The sequence below is a fragment of the Caldovatus aquaticus genome (assembly GCF_019458025.1).
Taxonomy (GTDB): Bacteria; Pseudomonadota; Alphaproteobacteria; order Acetobacterales; family Acetobacteraceae; genus Caldovatus; species Caldovatus aquaticus.
The window spans coordinates 1-17,011 of the sequence record NZ_JAHZUY010000072.1 but is presented as its reverse complement, the minus strand read 5'-3'; the positions used below and the strand labels follow the sequence as shown (position 1 = coordinate 17,011).

The window sequence follows — 17,011 nt, the reverse complement described above, 5'->3', positions numbered from 1 at the left end:
CGATCGCCAGGAACCACGCGCCCGCGACCGCCGCGACGAGCGCCGCCGCGCCGCCCCCGACCAGGACCCGGCTCCGCCGCCCGGCGGCGCCATCCCCCGCCGCCCCGGCCGGCCGCTGCGGCGGGGCGCCGCCGGTGCGCCGTCCGGGTCCTTCGGCCGCCGCGCCGCCGCCCGGCGGTGCCGGCGCCGCCGCCCGTGCCGCGCCCTGGCCGGCGACCACCGTGGCGTCCGCGTCGGCGAAGGGCAGGGCGGTCTCGCCGAAGCCGGCGCCGCCGGCGATCTCCGGCGCGGGACCGGCCGCCACCCCGGCGGTCGCCGCGCCCGCCGGCGCGGCCGCTGCCGGGGCGCTGGCGGCAGCGCGGATCGCCTCGGCGAAGGCGGTCGCGGTCGGGAAGCGGTCCTCCGGCCGCTTCGCCATGGCCCGCGCCACCACCGAATCGAAGCCGCGCGGCGCGGTCACGGACAGGGTGGAGGGCGGCGGCGGCTCGGTGTTCAGGGCCTTGTGCATCACCGCGTTGAAGCCGCCCTCGAACGGCTTCTCGCCGGTGAGGAGCTGGTAGAGCACGACGCCCGCGGCCCAGATGTCGGCCCGCGCGTCCACCGGCTCGCCGCGGAACTGCTCCGGCGCCATGTAGCTCGGCGTGCCCATCAGGGTGCCGACCTGGGTCATGGAGGAGTTCTCGAGCCGGGCGATGCCGAAGTCGGCGATCTTCACCTGCCCGTCCGCGGTGAGCATGATGTTCGCCGGCTTGATGTCGCGGTGCACCACGCCGCGCTGGTGGGAGAAGGCGAGGGCGCCGAGCACCTGCTCCATGAGCCGCACGATCTGCGGCAGCGCCAGCCGCTCGCCGCGGTCGAGGATGTCCTTGAGCGAGCCGCCCTCGACCAGCTCCATCACGATCCAGGCGTATTCGGCGTTCTCGCCGTAGTCGTAGACGGCGACGATCGAGGGGTGGGCGAGCCGGCCGGCGGCCTGCGCCTCGCGGCGGAAGCGGGCGGCGGCCTCCCGCGCCTCGGCGTCGTCGCCGGGCGGCTTGCGGACGACCTTGATGGCGACGCGCCGCTCGATCAGGCGGTCAAAGGCGTCGTACACGGTGCCCATGGCGCCGCTGCCGAGCGTGCCGCGCACCTCGTACTTCGCGCCGATCTCCTGCGGTACCATCAAGTCCCGGTCCCTTCGCGCCAGTCCCGCACCGCCGCCCGGGGCGGGCGCCGCCGCATCCTACCGTGCCGCGAGGCCCGGCGTCGCGGGGGTGTTGGCGGCGGCGCCCGTCCTCGCCGTCGGCGGGCCTCCGCCCGGGAGGCGCGGAGCGGCGGGGCGCGCCCTTCGTCGCGACGGCGCGGGACCCGGCCGCAGGCGGGGGCGGGGACGGCGGCGCGGCGGCGGGCGGGGGCGAGGGCCGCGCCGGCAGGCATCGCCTGAGCGGGCGTTTTCCGGTATTCCGCACCGCGGACCGCGCCATGATTTCGCGCGCGCCAAGAGGTTGAACAGCGCCGGCCGATGCTCAGCTGCGAACCGGGTCCCCTCTCCCCGCCCGGGGCCGCCCGCGCGGCCCGAGGCGCCCGCGCGCCCGTGGCGGGCGTTCCGGCGCGCTGCCCGCGGCGCCATGGCCGCGGCCCCTGGCGCCGGCCGGCGCGGCGCGCCGCGCCCCGGATCCGCGTGGGCGGGACGCGATGACGGCGCGCCCGGGGCGCGAGGCCGGGCCGGCCGATCCGGTTCCGGCGCGCGAGGAGCACTGGTGGCGCGACGCGGTCATCTACCAGCTCCACGTCAAAAGCTTCTTCGACTCCAACGACGACGGCGTCGGCGACTTCCCGGGGCTGATCCAGAAGCTCGACTACATCGCCGGGCTCGGCGTGGACACGGTCTGGCTGCTGCCCTTCTACCCCAGCCCGCGCCGCGACGACGGCTACGACGTCGCCGACTACCGCGGCGTGCATCCCGAATACGGCACCCTCGCCGACGCGCGCCGCTTCGTGCGCGAGGCGCACGCGCGCGGCCTGAAGGTGCTCGCCGACCTGGTGATCAACCACACCTCGGACCAGCACCCCTGGTTCCAGCGGGCGCGGCGCGCCAGGCCCGGATCGGTGTGGCGCAACTACTACGTCTGGTCGGACACCGACCGCCGCTACGCCGGCACCCGCATCATCTTCAGCGACGTCGAGACCTCCAACTGGACCTGGGACCCGGTCGCCAAGGCCTACTACTGGCACCGCTTCTACAGCCACCAGCCCGACCTCAACTTCGACAATCCGCGCGTGCTGCGCGAGATCATCGGCGCCATGCGGTTCTGGCTCGACATCGGGGTGGACGGCTTCCGCCTCGACGCCGTGACCTACCTCGTCGAGCGCGAGGGCACGAGCAACGAGAGCCTGCCCGAGACCCACGAGGTGCTCAAGAAGCTCCGCGCCGCGATGGACGAGCGCCACCCGGGGCGCATCTTCCTCGCCGAGGCCAACCAGTGGCCGGAGGACATGCTCCCCTACTTCGGCAGCGGGGACGAATGCCACATGGCGTTCCACTTCCCGCTCATGCCGCGCATGTACATGGCGATCGCGCAGGAGGACCGCTTCCCGATCAGCGACATCCTGCGCCAGACGCCCGAGCTGCCGCCCGGCTGCCAGTGGGCCATCTTCCTGCGCAACCACGACGAGCTGACGCTCGAGATGGTCACCGACCGCGAGCGCGACTACCTGTGGGCGACCTACGCCGCCGACAAGCGCGCCCGCCTCAACCTCGGCATCCGCCGCCGCCTCGCCCCGCTGCTCGAGCGCGACCGGCGGCGGATCGAGCTGATGAACGCGCTCCTGCTCTCGCTGCCCGGCACGCCGGTGATCTACTACGGCGACGAGATCGGCATGGGCGACAACATCTTCCTCGGCGACCGCGACGGGGTGCGTACGCCGATGCAGTGGTCGCCCGACCGCAACGGCGGCTTCTCGCGCGCCGATCCGGCCCAGCTCGTGCTGCCGGTGATCCAGAACCCGCTCTACGGCTACCAGGCGGTGAACGTCGAGGCGCAGTCGCGCGACCCGCACAGCCTGCTCAACTGGATGCGGCGGATGCTGGCGCTCCGCAAGCGCAGCCGCGCCTTCGGCCGCGGCGCCATGCGCCTGCTCTACCCCGAGAACCGCAAGGTGCTCGCCTATCTGCGCGAGCACGAGGGCGATTCGATCCTCTGCGTCTTCAACCTCTCCCGCGCCGCGCAGGCGGTGGAGCTCGACCTCTCCGCGCTCGCCGGGCGGCTGCCGGTCGAGATGCTGGGCGGCACCGACTTCCCGCCGATCGAGCCGCAGCGTCCCTACCGGCTGACCCTCGCCCCCTACGGCTTCTTCTGGTTCTGGCTCGCCCCGGCGCCGCAGGCCCTGCCGCCCTGGCACGTGGCGCCCGGCGAGACCCTGCCCGAGCTGCGCACCATCGTGCTCCGCCCCGGCACGCAGGAGCTCGTCGGCGAGCAGGTGCGCCAGGAGCTGGAGCGCGAGGTGCTGCCCGGCTGGCTGCCCCGCCAGCGCTGGTTCGGCGTCCGCGGGCCGCTGCCGCCGGGCGCGGTGCGCCTCTCCGTCGCCGCGACGCTGCCCGGCACCAACGGCACCATCGCGCTGGCCGAGCTCGAGGTCGGGCTCGGCCCGGAGCGGGTCGAGACCTACTTCCTGCCGCTCGCGGGCATCGCCGACGGCGCGGCGAGCGGGCCGCTGGCCCGGCTCGTGCTCGCCCGCATGCGCCTCGGCGCGCGCATCGGCCTGCTCGCGGACGCCTTCGCCGCCGACGCCCTGCCCGGCGCGGTGCTGTCCTGCCTGCGGGAACGCATCGTGCTGGCGACCGATCAGGGCGAGATCCGCTTCCGGCCGACCGACCGGCTCGCGACCGTCGAGCTGCCGGCGGGGGAGCCGGCGATCCGCCGCCTGCCGGCGGACGCCTCGGGCTCCTCGCTGGTGTTCGGCGAGGCCGTGGTGCTGAAGCTGCTGCGGCGCCTCTGGCCCGGCCCCCATCCCGAGGCGGAGATGACCGGTCACCTCGCGGCGCTCGGCTACGCCGCCTGCGCCCCGCTGCTCGGCGAGGTCGTGCGCGTGGCGCCGGACGGCGTGCCGACCACGCTGATGCTGGCGCGCGGCTTCGTGCGCCACCAGGGCGACGGCTGGGGCTGGACGCTCGACTGGCTGGCGCGCGCGGTGGACGAGGCCGCGCTGACCGATTCCGTGCCCGCCGATCCGTTCGCGGGCTACCGCGTCTTCGCGGCGGCGATCGGCCGGCGCCTCGGCGAGATGCACGCCCTTCTCGCCCGGCCGTCCGACGATCCCGCCTTCGCGCCGGAGCGCGCCGGCGCGGCGGAGCGCCGGAACTGGGGCGAGCGGGCCCTGGCCCGGCTGGAGCAGGCGCTCGGCCTGCTGTCCGACCGGCGCGAGTGGAAGGACGCCGAGGAGGCCGCGCTCGTGGCGGCGCTCCTGGCGCGCCGGGCGCCGCTGGCGAGGACGGTGCGGCGCCTCTCCCGGGCCGCGGAGGGCGCTCTACGGACGCGCATCCACGGCGACTTCCATCTCGGCCAGGTGCTGGTCGTCCAGGGCGATGCGGCGTTCGTCGGGTTCGAGGGCGACCCGGCGCGCCCCGTCGAGGAGCGGCGGGCGAAGGCGAGCCCGCTGCGCGACGTGGCCGGCCTGCTGCGCAGCCTGGACTACGGCGCGCATGTCGCGGCCGCGACCGAGGCGTCGGGGGCCGCGACCGCCGCGCCGGCCGAGCGGCGCCTCGCCCTGCTCGGGCGCTGGCGCGCCGAGGCGGAACGCGCCTTCCTCGACGCCTGGCGCGAGGCGGCGCCGGCGGTCGCGGCGGGCCGCGACCCGGCGGCCCGGGCGGCGGCCGAGGCGGCCCTGCTCGATCTGTTCCTGGTCGAGCGCGCCGCCGAGGACGTCATCCACGAGGCGGCGAACCGCCCGGCGTGGCTGAGCACCGCGATCCGCGGCCTGGCCGCGATCGCCGACCGGCTCGTGGGGGCGGCGGGGTAGGCCGGCCCGGCCGGGCTTCCGGGGGTTGGTCCGGCGCCGCCCGCTCGCCGGGGCCGGGCGGCCCGATCGGCTGCGGCCGCCTCGACCGCCGGCCGGATCCCGCTAGCCTCGCCCCATGCGCGAGGCGCCGTCATCCCCGCCCGAGGCCGGCCGCGGCCGCGCCGCCGCCGATCCGCGCCTGATCGCCAGCATCGTCGCCAGCGCGCTGTTCATGCAGAACCTGGACAGCGCGGCGGTCGCCACCGCCCTGCCGGCGATGGCGCGCGACCTCGGCGAGGATCCGGTGCGGCTCGGCGCCGCGATCACCGCCTATCTCGTCGCGCTCACCGTGTTCATCCCGCTCAGCGGCTGGGTCGCCGACCGGTTCGGCGCCCGGCGCGTGTTCATGGCCGCGATCGTGGTCTTCACCCTCGCCTCGGCGCTCTGCGGACGCGCCACGGGGCTTGGCGAGCTCGTCGCCGCCCGCGTGCTGCAGGGCCTGGGCGGGGCGATGATGGTGCCGGTCGGCCGCCTCCTCCTGCTCCGGCGCGTGCGCAAGGAGGAGATGCTCGCGGCGATGACCTGGCTCACCATGCCGGGGCTGCTCGGCCCGATCGCCGGGCCGCCGCTCGGCGGGCTGGTCACCGAGACGCTCGGCTGGCGCGCGATCTTCCTCCTCAACCTGCCGATCGGCCTGCTCGGCCTGGTGCTGGTTGCCTGGAAGATCCCGCCGGTGCCGCCGGGCGACCCGGGGCCGCCCGACGGGAAGGGCCTGGCGCTGGTCGGGCTCGCGCTGGCCTTCTTCATGTTCGGGCTGGAGACGGCGGGCCGCGGCGTGCTGCCGGCCGGTGCGGCGGAAGCGGGGCTCGCGCTCGGCCTCGCCTTCGGTCTCGCCGCGGTGCGGCATTGCCGGCGCGCGGCGCGGCCGGCGCTCGATCTCGGCCTGCTCGCGATCCCGGCGTTCAACAAGGCGGTGCTGGCGGGCAGCCTGTTCCGCATCGGCGCGGGGGCGACGCCGTTCCTGGTGCCGCTCGTGCTCCAGCTCGGCTTCGGCAAGGGGCCGGCGCAGAGCGGGCTGGTCTCCCTCGCCACCGCGCTCGGCGCGCTGGCGATGAAGCCGCTGGCGCGGCCGATCCTGCGCCGCTTCGGCTTCCGCGCGACGCTGGTCGGGAACGCCGCCGTCTCGGCCGCCGGCATCGCGGCGGGCGCCCTCTTCTCCGCCGCCTGGCCGCTGGCGGCGGTGTTCGTCGTGCTCGCCCTCGGTGGGCTCGCGCGCAGCCTGCAGTTCACCGCGCTGAACACGCTGGCCTACGCCGAGGTGCCGCAGGAGAGGCTTTCCGCGGCGACGCGCTTCTTCGGCACGGCGCAGCAGCTGGCGCCGGCGCTCGGCGTGGTGCTGGCGACCGCGAGCCTGGAGGCGAGCGCGGCGCTCGCCGGGCGGCATGCCCTGGCGCCGGCGGACTTCGCGGCGGGCTTCGCGGTGGCGGGGCTGGTGGCGCTCGCCTCCGCCCCGTTCTTCGCCCGCCTGCCCGCCGATGCCGGCGCCGACGTCACCGGGCGGCCGCGCCGCCGCGCGGGCGCGGACCGCGGCTGACGGCGCAGGCGCCGCGCCCGGCTCGTCGCGCCCCCGCGGTGGCGCGCCCCATCCCCGGGCGGGCGCGCCGCGCGTTCCGTTTGTCCCGCTGCGGCGCGCCCGTGGGCCGCGGCGGCGGTCACACCGGGCTTGCGGGCGGGAAGCGCGGGGCGCGCTTCTCGCGCAGCGCTGCCCCCCTCGGGCAGCTCGGGGCCGGTGAAGCCGAGGAACTCCATCGCCAGCGCCGTCTCGCAGATCGGGCCCGCCTGCCGCAGCCGGTTGTTGAGCGCGAGCTTGGTCCAGCGGATCGCGCTCTGCGGCCCCTCGGCCTCCTCGCCGCGGCTGCGGTAGATCAGGGCGACGTCGGCGCCCGCGCGCGCGGCGGCGAGGGCGATGGCACGCCCGACCCCGCGTCTGCCGCCGGTGACGACCAGGGCGCGGCCTTCAAGCTCCATGGGCGGTCTCCTCCGGGTAGCCGAGGCCGCGCAGCAGGAACGCGACCAGCTCCGCCTCACCGTCCGGCCCGTCCGCGATGGCGCGCAGCCGCCAGCGGCGCAGGGAGAGCATCGCCGGCAGGAAGGTGACGATGTCGGCGGCGAGCCGCAGCGCGCCGTTGATCGGAAGGCCGTCCCGGCGCGCCGCCTCGACGAGGTCGGCGAACAGGCGGATGAAGGCGTCGGTCTGGGCGAGGACGGCGCGCCGCGACTCGCGTCCCAGCGCGTGCGTCTCCTGGTGGATCAGGCGAATGTCGGCATCCCGCTCGCGCATCGCGCGCACGAAGGCGCGGATCGCCGCGCCGAGCCGCGCCTGCGGATCGGTCAGGCCCGCGATCGCGCGCTCCACGTCGGCCGTGGAGCGCGCGGTCAGGTCCTGGTGGACCAGGTAGAGGATGTCGTCCTTCGACCGGACGTAGTTGTAGAGCGTGCCCTGGGTGAGGCCGGCGGCCCGGCGACATCGCGGACGGTCGCGGTGTGGCAGCCCTTCTCGCGGGAGACGCGCGCCGCCGCCTCGGCGATCCGGGCGCGGCGCGCCCGGATCCGCGCCTCGTCCTTGACCTGCGCCGCGATGACGCGGGCGGCGGGTGCGGCTGCCGAACGGATGGGACGTCTCCTCCGGCCCGGAGTGTGCCGGGGCCGGAAAGCCAAGACGAAATTGAGTGACCGCTCAATCGCTGCGGCCGCCGTCGGCCGCGGCCCGGCGCCGCGGCGGCGCCACGGTGGCCCGCTGCCGCGCCCCCCACGGCCCCTTAATCGCGATCAACCGGCGCCGCGGCAGCGCAGCGGTGCCCGTGCCGCGGGGCCGGCCGGCGCGCACGGTGTCCCGTGCCGCCAGGTCCGCTCATGGCGGGCGTCGAACCGGGACGAATTGGATCAGGACGGCAACCGGCGCGCTGCCGGCGCGCGGGAAGCGGCGGTCGGGCCGCGCGGGCAGGAACGTGGGCCCGAACCGCCGCTGCGCGGCCTTCGTGCCGCTTCACGCGCAGGAAGGGATCGCTTCTTCAACTTGACCTGCCGGATCGGCGCGGGGGAATTTTCACGCGCTCGTGGCTTGTGCTGCGGCGCGCGCGATCGCCAGGCCGGACGGCATCGCGCGTGCGGCGGCCCCTGCGCCCGGGACGGTCCGCAGGCCGTGCGTTCTTGCGCGCCATCCGACCGGGAGCCGGCACCGCACCAGGGGCGCGGAGGAGGCGATGGCGCAACGGATGGCGCCGGAGCGGCGCGCGCGGCGCGCGGTCGGCCCGGACGTCGCCCTCCGGAGCGGGAGCGGCGGCGCCGGCCGCACCGCGCCCCCCGCGGCCTCGGCAGCGCCTCGCCCTGCGCCTCGCCCTGCGCGCTCGTCCGCGGCCGCCGCCACGCCATGGCCGGGGGCGAGAAGGCGACGGTCGGGCCGGGACAGGGAGGCCTGCCGCCGCGCGCGCGGCGGACGCGAGGCGCGGCCGGCAGGCGGCACGCAGCGGGCCCGAGACGGGGCCAGGCGACCGAAAGGGAGGCGAGAGATGGCCATGGAACGCAAGGTGGAAATTTCCCGCGCAGCGGGCCGAACGGCGGAGGCACCGCCCTCTGCGGCGAACATGTGGGAGATGATGGCGGGTTGCGCCGAGGCGGCCCGCCCCATGCTCTGGGCGGTCGAGGGGGCGCGGGCGATGCTCGATTTCAACCGCGCCCTGCTCGACCTCGGCCGCGACGTCGTGCGCCGCCAGCAGGACGCCGCGATCGAGGCGACGCTGCAGGCGTTCCGGGTCTCCACGGACGCCGGGCGCGCGCCGGCCGAAGCGGGCTTCCCGGATTTCGCGCAGCTCGGCCTCGAGGCCTTCGATCGCATGATCGAGGCCATGCGCGCCGCCAACGACGCGGCCTTCCGGGTCGCCGCGGGAAGCGACGCGGAGGCCGGGCGCAAGGCCGCCGCGTCCTGACCCGGCACGGCGCGCCGGCCGGGGGCGAGGATGCGGCGTCCGCGGGGCGCTCGCGTCCTTCGGCACGGGCCGGCCATGACGCCGGTCCCGCACCGGCCGGCGCGCCGCGCGGAGCGTGACCCGCCACGGCGTGCGCCGTCCGCTCCCGAGGCCTGCGGGCGGGCGGCGGTCAGGCCCGCGACGGCGTCCAGCGGTAGATCCGCTGCGCGGTGCCGCCCATCAGCCGGGCGCGGTCGCTGTCCGACAGCCGGTCGGCGAGGCGGAACGCGTCCGCCCCCTGCCGGTAGGTGAGGAGGGCGACGGCGCGCGTCCAGTCGGTCCCCCACAGGCAGCGGTCGAGGCCGAAGGCGTCGAAGACGCGGCCGAGCGGGTCCCAGATGTCCCGGTAGGGGAAGGGCTCGTGCGACAGCGTGCAGGCCCCGGTGACCTTCACCGCGACGTTGTCGTGCGGCGCGAGCGCCAGCAGCTTCGGCAGGTCGGCCCAGGGCTCCGCGGGCGGCGGCGGCGCGAAGGGCTGCGGCAGGCCGAGGTGGTCGATCACGAGCTGCGTATCGGGATGGCGCGCCGCGAGCTGGCGGACCTGGTCCAGCCGCCCGTAGGCCAGCAGGTTGACCGGCAGGGAATGCCGCCTCGCCGCGGCCAGCACGCGGTTGAGCCCCGGATCGGCAGGATCGGCCGGCACCGCGCCCCGCATCATGATCCGGATGCCGACCGCGCCGGGCGTGGCGGCCCAGTCGGCGATGGTGTCGTCCACCGCGGGATCGGACGGGTCCACCGGCTTGACCAGCGCGAAGCGGCCGGGGTGCTTCGCCCGCACCGCGAGCGCGTAGCTGGCGTCGTAGCGGTACATCGTGAAGACGGAGACGAGCACCGCGCCGTCCACCCCGACTGCATCCATGGCGGCCACCAGGTCGTCGCCCGTGACCTCGGGCGGACCGGGCAGGGCCTCCGCCCACGGACGGCCCGGGTGGTTGCGTTCGTAGGCGTGCACCTGGGCGTCGATGGTGACCATGATGTCCTCCTCCGCCAGCCGGCGCCCTTCGCGGCGGGCATGCCGCAGGCCCCGCGCCGCCGCCGCGGGACGCTACGGCGCGGCCTGCTCTCCTTCAAGGACGGCCAGCGCCGCCGCGGCGCGGCGGGAGGCGCTTCCTCGCCTCGCTTCCGTGCTGCCGCGGCCGGGACGGGAAGGCGGCGCGGCGCCCGGCGCCCGGGACGTTGTCCCTCCCGCCCGCCGCGGCCATGATCGCGACCCGCGCGGGCGGACGCCCGCGCAGCCGCAGCGGGGAGGACGCGTCATGCTTCGAGCAACGCGGCGGCGGGCCGCCATCGCCGGAGGCGCCCTGGCCGGCGCGCTGCTCGGCGCCGTCGCGCCGGCCCGCGCGCAGCCCGCGCCGGACTGGCCCGACCGGCCGCTGCGCTGGGTGGTGCCCTATGCCGCCGGCGGACCGACCGACCTGATCGCGCGCATCCTCGCCGACGCGCTGTCGCAGCGCCTGCCGCAGCGCGTGGTGGTGGAGAACCGCAGCGGCGCGGGCGGCGCGATCGGCGCCGGTCTGGTCGCGCGCGCCGCGGCGGATGGCGCGACCTTCCTGTTCACCAACAACGGGCATGTGGTGCTGCGCCCGCTCTATCTGCGCCTCGACTTCGACCCGGAGGGCGACTTCGCCGCCGTCTCGGTGATCGCCGAGAGCCCGATGGTGCTGCTGGTGCCGCCCGGCGCGCCGTGGCGGACGGTCGCCGAGCTCGTCGCCGCCGCGCGCGCCGCGCCGGGGCGGCTGACCTATGGCAGCACCGGCGGCGGCGGCGTGCTGCAGCTCGTCAGCCTGCTGTTCCTCCGCGCGGCGGGGATCCGGATGCAGGAGGTGGCCTACCGCGGCAGCGGGCCCGCCGCGCAGGACCTCGCCGCGGGGCGGCTCGACATGCTCTACGACGCGGGGCCGACCGGCTTCGCGCTGGCGCGCGGCGGGCAGGCGCGCGCCCTCGTCGTCTCCGCCCCGCAGCGCAGCCCGGTGATGCCGGAGGTGCCGACGGTCGTGGAGGCCGGCTACCCGGAGGCGACCTTCGCCGTGTTCCAGGTGGTGCTCGCCCCGGCCCGCACGCCGGCACCGGTCGTGGAGCGGCTGTCGCGCGAGATCGCGGCGGTGCTGCGCGAGCCGGCGATCCGCGCGCGACTCGCGGAGCTCGGCGCGGAGCGGGTGGTGGGCGGCACGCCCGCCGAGGCCGCGGCGCTGATGGCGCGCGAGGCGCGGCGCTGGGCCGCGATCCTGGCCGAGACCGGGGCGCAGCCGCAGCGCTAGGCCGCGCCCGGAGGCGGCCCCGGCCCCCGGGGTCGCCAGCCTGCCCGCCCTGGCCTAACCTCGCGCATCCCCGAGAGACGACGAGGCCAGAGCAGCATGCCCGATACGACCATGCCCGATCCGACGCGCCTCAGGTTCGGCATCGGCCAGCCCGTCCCGCGCAACGAGGACCCGGTCCTGCTGCGCGGCGAGGGGCGCTACACCGACGACCTCTCGCTGCCCGGGCAGGCCTATGGCTACGTGGTGCGCAGCCCCTACGCGCACGGCGTGATCCGCGGGATCGACACCGACGCCGCGCGCGCCATGCCGGGCGTGCTCGCCGTGTTCACCGGCGCCGACCTGGCGGCCGCGGGCTACGGGCCGCTGCGCTGCGGGATGCCGCTCCGCAACCGCGACGGCTCGCCGCTGAAGAGCACCGAGCGCCCGGCGCTCGCCACCGACAAGGTGCGCTTCGTCGGCGACCCGGTCGCCTTCGTGGTCGCGGAGTCGAAGGCGGCGGCAAAGGACGCGGCGGAGGCGGTGGTCCTCGACATCGAGCCGCTGCCGGCGGTGACCGAGGCCTCGGCCGCCGCCGCGCCGGGGGCGCCGCAGCTCTACGACGACATCCCGGGCAACGTCGTCCTCGACTTCCACTACGGCGACGCCGCCAGGGTGGCGGAGGCCTTCGCGCGCGCCGCGCACGTCACGCGCCTCGCCATCCGCAACAACCGCGTGGTCGTGGCGCCGATGGAGCCGCGCAGCGCGATCGGCGAGTACGACGCGCGGCAGGGGCGCTGGATCCTGCGCGCCGGCAGCCAGGGCGTGTTCGGCATGCGCGCCCAGCTCGCCGGCGACATCCTGAAGGTGCCGGCGGAGAAGGTCCGCGTGCTGACCGGCAATGTCGGCGGCTCCTTCGGCATGAAGGCGAACGTCTATCCGGAGTATGTCTGCGTCCTGCACGCGGCGAAGGTGCTCGGCCGCCCGGTGAAGTGGACCGACGAGCGCACCGGCTCCTTCCTCTCCGACCAGCACGGGCGCGACCACGAGGTGGTGGCGGAGCTGGCGCTCGACGGGGAGGGGAGGTTCCTCGCCGTGCGGCTCACGGCCTTCGCCAACATGGGCGCCTATCTCTCGCCGGTGGCGCCGCTGATGGCCACCGGCAACTACGTCAAGAACGTGCAGAGCAACTACGCCACCCCGCTGATCGAGGTGGCGACCAGGTGCGTGCTGACCAACACCACCCCCGTCTCCGCCTATCGCGGCGCCGGCCGGCCCGAGGGCAACTACTTCATGGAACGGCTGATCGAGGCAGCGGCGAGGGAGACCGGGCGCGATCCGATCGAGCTGCGCCGGCGCAACCACATCCGCCCCGACCAGCTTCCCTACGCCGCCGCCTCCGGCAGCGTGTACGACAGCGGCGAGTTCTCCGCCATCCTCGAGGAGGCGCTGCGCGCCGCCGACTGGGACGGCTTCCCGGCGCGCAGGGCGGAGAGCCGCGCGCGCGGCCGGCTGCGCGGCCGGGGGATCGGCAACTTCCTCGAATGCACCGCGCCGCCGATGAAGGAGCAGGGCGGCATCCGCTTCGAGCCGGACGGGACGGTGACCATCACCACCGGCACGCTGGACTACGGCCAGGGCCACTGGACGCCCTTCGCCCAGGTGCTGCACCAGCACCTCGGCGTGCCGTTCGAGAAGATCCGCCTGGTGCAGGGCGATTCCGACGAGCTGATCGCCGGCGGCGGCACCGGCGGGTCGAAGTCCTTGATGGCCTCGGGGGCGGCGATCATCGAGGCCTCGGCCAAGGTGATCGAGAAGGGCAGGCTCGCCGCCGCCCACGTGCTGGAGGCGGCGCCCGCCGACATCGAGTTCGCGGCGGGCCGCTTCGCCATCGCCGGCACCGACCGCGGCATCGGCATCATGGAGCTCGCCGCGGCGCTGCGCGAGGAGAAGCGGCGGGGCACGCTGCCTGAGGGCGTCCCGGACAGCCTCGACGTGCGCCACGTCTTCGACCAGGCGCCGATGGCCTTCCCGAACGGCTGCCACGTCGCCGAGGTGGAGGTGGATCCCGAGACCGGCATCGCCGAGGTGGTGCGCTACGTCACGGTCAACGACTTCGGCACCATCGTCAATCCGCTGCTCGTCGCGGGCCAGGCGCATGGCGGGATCGCGCAGGGCATCGGCCAGGCCCTGCTCGAGCGCACCGTGTACAGCGAGGACGGGCAGCCGCTGACCGGCTCCTTCATGGACTACGCGCTGCCGCGGGCCGACGACGTGCCGCCGATCGCCTTCGGCAGCCATCCGGTGCCGGCGAAGACCAACCCGCTCGGCGCCAAGGGCTGCGGCGAGGCGGGCTGCGCCGGGTCGCTGCCGGCGGTGATGAACGCGCTGGTGGACGCGCTGTCCGAGTTCGGCATCCGCCACATCGACATGCCGGCCACGCCGGAGCGGATCTGGCGCGCGATCCGGGAGGCGCGGCGGGGCTGACCCGGCCGCGTCCGGCCGGAGCCGGGCGCGCGCGAACCGGCCCCGTGCGGCGGGCCGGCGCCCTCGCGGCGCCCGCGGCCGGCCGCGGGCGCCTGCGGCTTGGCGCGGGCTGCGTCCCCGGCGGCAGGACCGGCCGTCCGGGGCGCGCCGGCGCGGATCGCGAACGGCTGGGAACGGCGGGGAGCGTGGATCCGCCTGGCAGACAACAGTCCGGGGCCGTCGCCGCGCGTCCCGCCGATCGGAAACGCCCCTGGCCGAGACAGACGGAAACCTCCTCTTAACCCTGCGCGCCCACCATGCCTGCGGGACAGGCTGCCGCACGCTCCGGCCCGCTTGCGGCCGGTGGGGGGCGGCGAGGCCGGTCCGATGATGCGGGCAGGATGCCCGGTTCCCCGTGCGCGCCGGCCGGCCGGCTGGCGTGCCGAGCGCGGAGACGGAGCATGACCCGTTCCCTCTGGTCCCGGATTGCGGCCTTGCGGGCCGACACGCGCGGCGTGGCGGCGATGGAGTACGGCCTGATCGCCGCCTTCATTGCGGTGGCGATCATCGCCGGCCTCACCGCGGTCGGCGGCAATCTCGGGAACTTCTTCACCAGCCTCTCCAGCAAGTTCGTGACCGGCGGCTGACCGCGCTTGCCGCGGCGACCGGCGCCGGGGGCCGCCGGTCGCGGCGCGAGACCGGCAGCGGCCGCTCGGCGGGCGACGGGTCTTCGCGGCTCGTCGCCCGCAGCGTTGCGGGGCACTTACGCTTGATTCACCCGCAGGCCGGACAGTTGCAGGCCATGCCGATCCCCGATCCGACGTCCGTTCTGCCGTGGGCGGGGCTGGCGGTCCTGCCGGCCGCCGCGGCGCGCGCGCCCGCCGGGCCGGGGGGCGCGGTCGCCCGGGCGGAGTCGGCGGGCGCTCCTGCCGCGATGCCGCGCGCCGGGGCGCCGGCGGACGGGGTGCCGGCCGCCGCATGCCGCGCGCCGGGCCGGATCCCCCGCCGCGCCGCCTCGCCGATCCGGAGCGGGGCGCCGCGGCAGGCGGCTCGCCCGCGCCGCGGCGGCGGGGTCCGCCTGGCGGCCTTTTCCGGCGCGGGAGGCGTCCGCCCATGGCGCTGAGGCTGATCCTCGTGGCCCTGCTCGGTCTCGCGGCGGTCGGGGTCGGGCTGATCGCCACCGCCGCCTTCCCGCCGGCCCCGGCGGAGCGTCCGGACCCGGCGGCGGAGGCGGTCCCGGCGCCGCGCCAGGCGCTGCTCGTCGCCGCCCGGCCGGTGCCGGCCGGCACGCTGCTCAAGCCCGAGGACGTCGCCGCGCGCGAGCTGCCGGGCGAGGAGGCGCCGGCGGACGGTTTCCGGGACACGCCGGGCGCCCGTGCCGAGGTGCTCGGGGCCATGGTGCGCCGCAGCCTGCTGCCGGGCGAGCCGCTGCGCGCCGCCGGCCTGCTGCGCGCCGGCGAGAGCGGCTTCCTCGCCGCGGTGCTGGCGCCGGGGATGCGCGCGGTGACGGTCGGCGTGGACCAGGTGACCGGCGCGGCCGGCCTGATCTGGCCCGGCGACCGGGTGGACGTGATCCTGGTCCAGCATCTCGCCGATCCGGCGCTGCCCCTGGCCCGGCGGCACGTGGGCGAACTGGTGCTCGCCGGGGCGCGCGTGATCGCGGTGGACCGGCACCTGGTGCAGGGAGTCCAGCCGGGCGGTCCGGACGTGGTCCGCGACACGCTGCGCACGGTGACGCTGGAGGTGACGCCCGAGCAGGCGACCCGCGTCGCCCTCGCGAGCGGCATGGGACGCCTGTCGCTGGCGCTGCGGGCGGCCGGCGCGCCGCCGGCGGAGGCCGCGGCCGCGTTTCCGCCCCCGGCGGCGCCAGAGCCGCCGCAGCCGCCGCATCCGGTCTGGGGCGGCGACGTCTCGGCCGCGCTGGTGCGCGACCCGGCGCTGCCGCGGCCGCCGGGCTCGGTGGTGCGGATCATCCAGGGGGGCGAGGGGGCGCAGGAGATCCGCTTCCGGTGACGGGGCGAGGAGGTGGCGATGGCGATCGAGGGGGATGAGGCGGACGCGGCGGTGGCGGCGGAGGCGATGCCGGACGCGCCGGCGGCGGCCGCCGGCGCGGCGCTGCCGCAGCGTCCGCCGCTCTACGCCTTCACCACCGATGCCGCGACCGAGGCGGTGCTGCGCGAGGCGCTCCTCGGCCTGGCCGGGGAGGGGGCGCAGGTGCGCCGCGGCGACGTGCGGGCCGCGACCAAGGCGCTGAGCCGCGCCCCGTCGCCCGAGGTGCTGGTGGTGGACGTCTCGGGCATCGAGCAGCCGCTCTCGGCGCTGGAGGACCTCGCCGAGGTGGTCGAGCCCGACGTCCGCGTGCTGGTGGTGGGGGACGACCGGGATTCCGGCTTCTACCGCAAGCTCACCCGCGGCCTCGGCGTGCTCGAATACCTCTACAAGCCGCTCAGCCACGAGATCGTGGCGCGGCACTTCGGGCCGTTCCTGCAGGGCGTTGCGCTGCGCGGCGGCGAGGTGCATCTGCGCGGCGGGCGGGTGATCGTGGTGGCCGGGGTGCGGGGCGGCGTCGGGGCCACGACCGTCGCGGCGAATCTCGCCTGGCATTTCGGCGAGGAGGCGCGGCGGCACACCGTGCTGCTGGACGGCGACCTGCTCGGCGGCGCGGCGGCGCTGCTGCTCGGCGCGCGCACCACGGCGGGGCTGCGCGCCGCGCTCGAGCATCCCGAGCGGGTGGACGAGCTGTTCGTCGAGCGCACCGCCCAGCCGGCCGGGGAGCGGCTGCAGGTGCTGGCGGCCGAGGAGCGGCTGCTCGACGCGCCGGCGGCGGTGCCGGGCGCGATGGCGCGGCTGGTGGCGCTGCTGCGCCGGCGGTTCAACCTCGTCGTGGTGGACATGCCGGCCCGCGCCGGCCCGCTGCTGCGCGAGACGCTCGACCTCGCGCATCAGCGCGTCCTCGTCTTCGACCCGGCGCTGGCCGGGGCGCGGGAGGTCCTGCGCTGGGCCGCGCTGCCGAACGCGCCGGCGCAGGCGCGGCGGGCCCTGACGCTGCTCAATCGCGCCGGGCAGCCGGGCGGGCTGACCCTGGCGCAGGTGAAGGAGGCGCTCGGCGGGCCGCCGGACCTGGTGGTGCCCTGGCTGCCCCGGCTGGTCCCCGGCGCCGCGGATCTCGGCGAGCCGGCGGCGGCACGGCGCGGCCCGTTCCGGGACGCGATCCTCGCCCTGGCGCGCGAGGTCGGTTCGATCAGCGCCGAGGGCGGCCGGAAGCCGCCGGCGCGGCGCGGCCTGCTGCGGAGGCTGTTCGGATGAGCC

Annotated in this window: 11 protein-coding genes; 8 read left to right on the top strand and 3 right to left on the bottom strand. The window is 76.8% G+C overall.

The features are described 5' to 3' along the window. Nucleotides 1-1,162: serine/threonine-protein kinase (locus K1J50_RS16830; RefSeq protein ID WP_220118924.1), on the bottom strand; the 1,162-nt coding region annotated here is incomplete at its 3' end. Between the two features lie 512 nt (nucleotides 1,163-1,674). Here K1J50_RS16830 and treS point away from each other — a divergent pair. Together treS and K1J50_RS16820 are read left to right on the top strand one after the other, a co-directional pair. Continuing rightward, nucleotides 1,675-4,998 (top strand): maltose alpha-D-glucosyltransferase, encoded by a 3,324-nt coding sequence (gene treS / locus K1J50_RS16825; RefSeq protein ID WP_220118923.1) that lies wholly within the window; start codon nucleotides 1,675-1,677, stop codon nucleotides 4,996-4,998. A gap of 115 nt (nucleotides 4,999-5,113) precedes the next feature. After that, nucleotides 5,114-6,571: an MFS transporter gene (locus K1J50_RS16820; protein ID WP_220118922.1), complete on the top strand. Its 1,458-nt coding sequence runs from the start codon at nucleotides 5,114-5,116 to the stop codon at nucleotides 6,569-6,571. A gap of 423 nt (nucleotides 6,572-6,994) precedes the next feature. Here the strand turns inward: K1J50_RS16820 and K1J50_RS16815 are convergent, their stop codons facing one another. Next, nucleotides 6,995-7,393 (bottom strand): hypothetical protein, encoded by a 399-nt coding sequence (locus tag K1J50_RS16815; RefSeq protein ID WP_220118921.1) that lies wholly within the window; start codon nucleotides 7,391-7,393, stop codon nucleotides 6,995-6,997. 1,153 nt (nucleotides 7,394-8,546) lie between these two features. Here K1J50_RS16815 and K1J50_RS16810 point away from each other — a divergent pair. Then, nucleotides 8,547-8,963, top strand: coding sequence for a hypothetical protein (locus K1J50_RS16810; RefSeq protein ID WP_220118920.1), 417 nt, complete (start codon nucleotides 8,547-8,549; stop codon nucleotides 8,961-8,963). A gap of 169 nt (nucleotides 8,964-9,132) precedes the next feature. On the opposite strand, the gene K1J50_RS16805 is transcribed toward K1J50_RS16810, so the two are convergent. Further along, nucleotides 9,133-9,975: an amidohydrolase family protein gene (locus tag K1J50_RS16805; RefSeq protein WP_220118919.1), complete on the bottom strand. Its 843-nt coding sequence runs from the start codon at nucleotides 9,973-9,975 to the stop codon at nucleotides 9,133-9,135. Nucleotides 9,976-10,258: 283 nt separating this feature from the next. Here K1J50_RS16805 and K1J50_RS16800 point away from each other — a divergent pair, with 283 nt between their 5' ends. The 5 genes from K1J50_RS16800 to K1J50_RS16780 all read left to right on the top strand — a co-directional run bounded on the left by K1J50_RS16800 (nucleotide 10,259) and on the right by K1J50_RS16780 (nucleotide 17,008). After that, on the top strand, nucleotides 10,259-11,260 hold the full coding sequence (locus K1J50_RS16800; RefSeq protein WP_220118918.1) for a Bug family tripartite tricarboxylate transporter substrate binding protein: 1,002 nt from the start codon (nucleotides 10,259-10,261) through the stop codon (nucleotides 11,258-11,260). A gap of 96 nt (nucleotides 11,261-11,356) precedes the next feature. Continuing rightward, the gene (locus K1J50_RS16795; RefSeq protein WP_220118917.1) at nucleotides 11,357-13,723 is read left to right on the top strand and encodes a xanthine dehydrogenase family protein molybdopterin-binding subunit; all 2,367 of its coding nucleotides are present in this window, start codon (nucleotides 11,357-11,359) and stop codon (nucleotides 13,721-13,723) included. A gap of 440 nt (nucleotides 13,724-14,163) precedes the next feature. Then, nucleotides 14,164-14,349, top strand: a complete 186-nt coding sequence (locus K1J50_RS16790) for a Flp family type IVb pilin (protein ID WP_220118916.1) — start codon at nucleotides 14,164-14,166, stop codon at nucleotides 14,347-14,349. A 466-nt stretch (nucleotides 14,350-14,815) separates the two neighbouring features. Beyond that, the gene (gene cpaB, locus K1J50_RS16785) at nucleotides 14,816-15,715 is read left to right on the top strand and encodes a Flp pilus assembly protein CpaB (protein ID WP_220118915.1); all 900 of its coding nucleotides are present in this window, start codon (nucleotides 14,816-14,818) and stop codon (nucleotides 15,713-15,715) included. A gap of 18 nt (nucleotides 15,716-15,733) precedes the next feature. Continuing rightward, nucleotides 15,734-17,008, top strand: coding sequence for an AAA family ATPase (locus tag K1J50_RS16780; protein ID WP_220118914.1), 1,275 nt, complete (start codon nucleotides 15,734-15,736; stop codon nucleotides 17,006-17,008). Nucleotides 17,009-17,011: the final 3 nt, after the last annotated feature.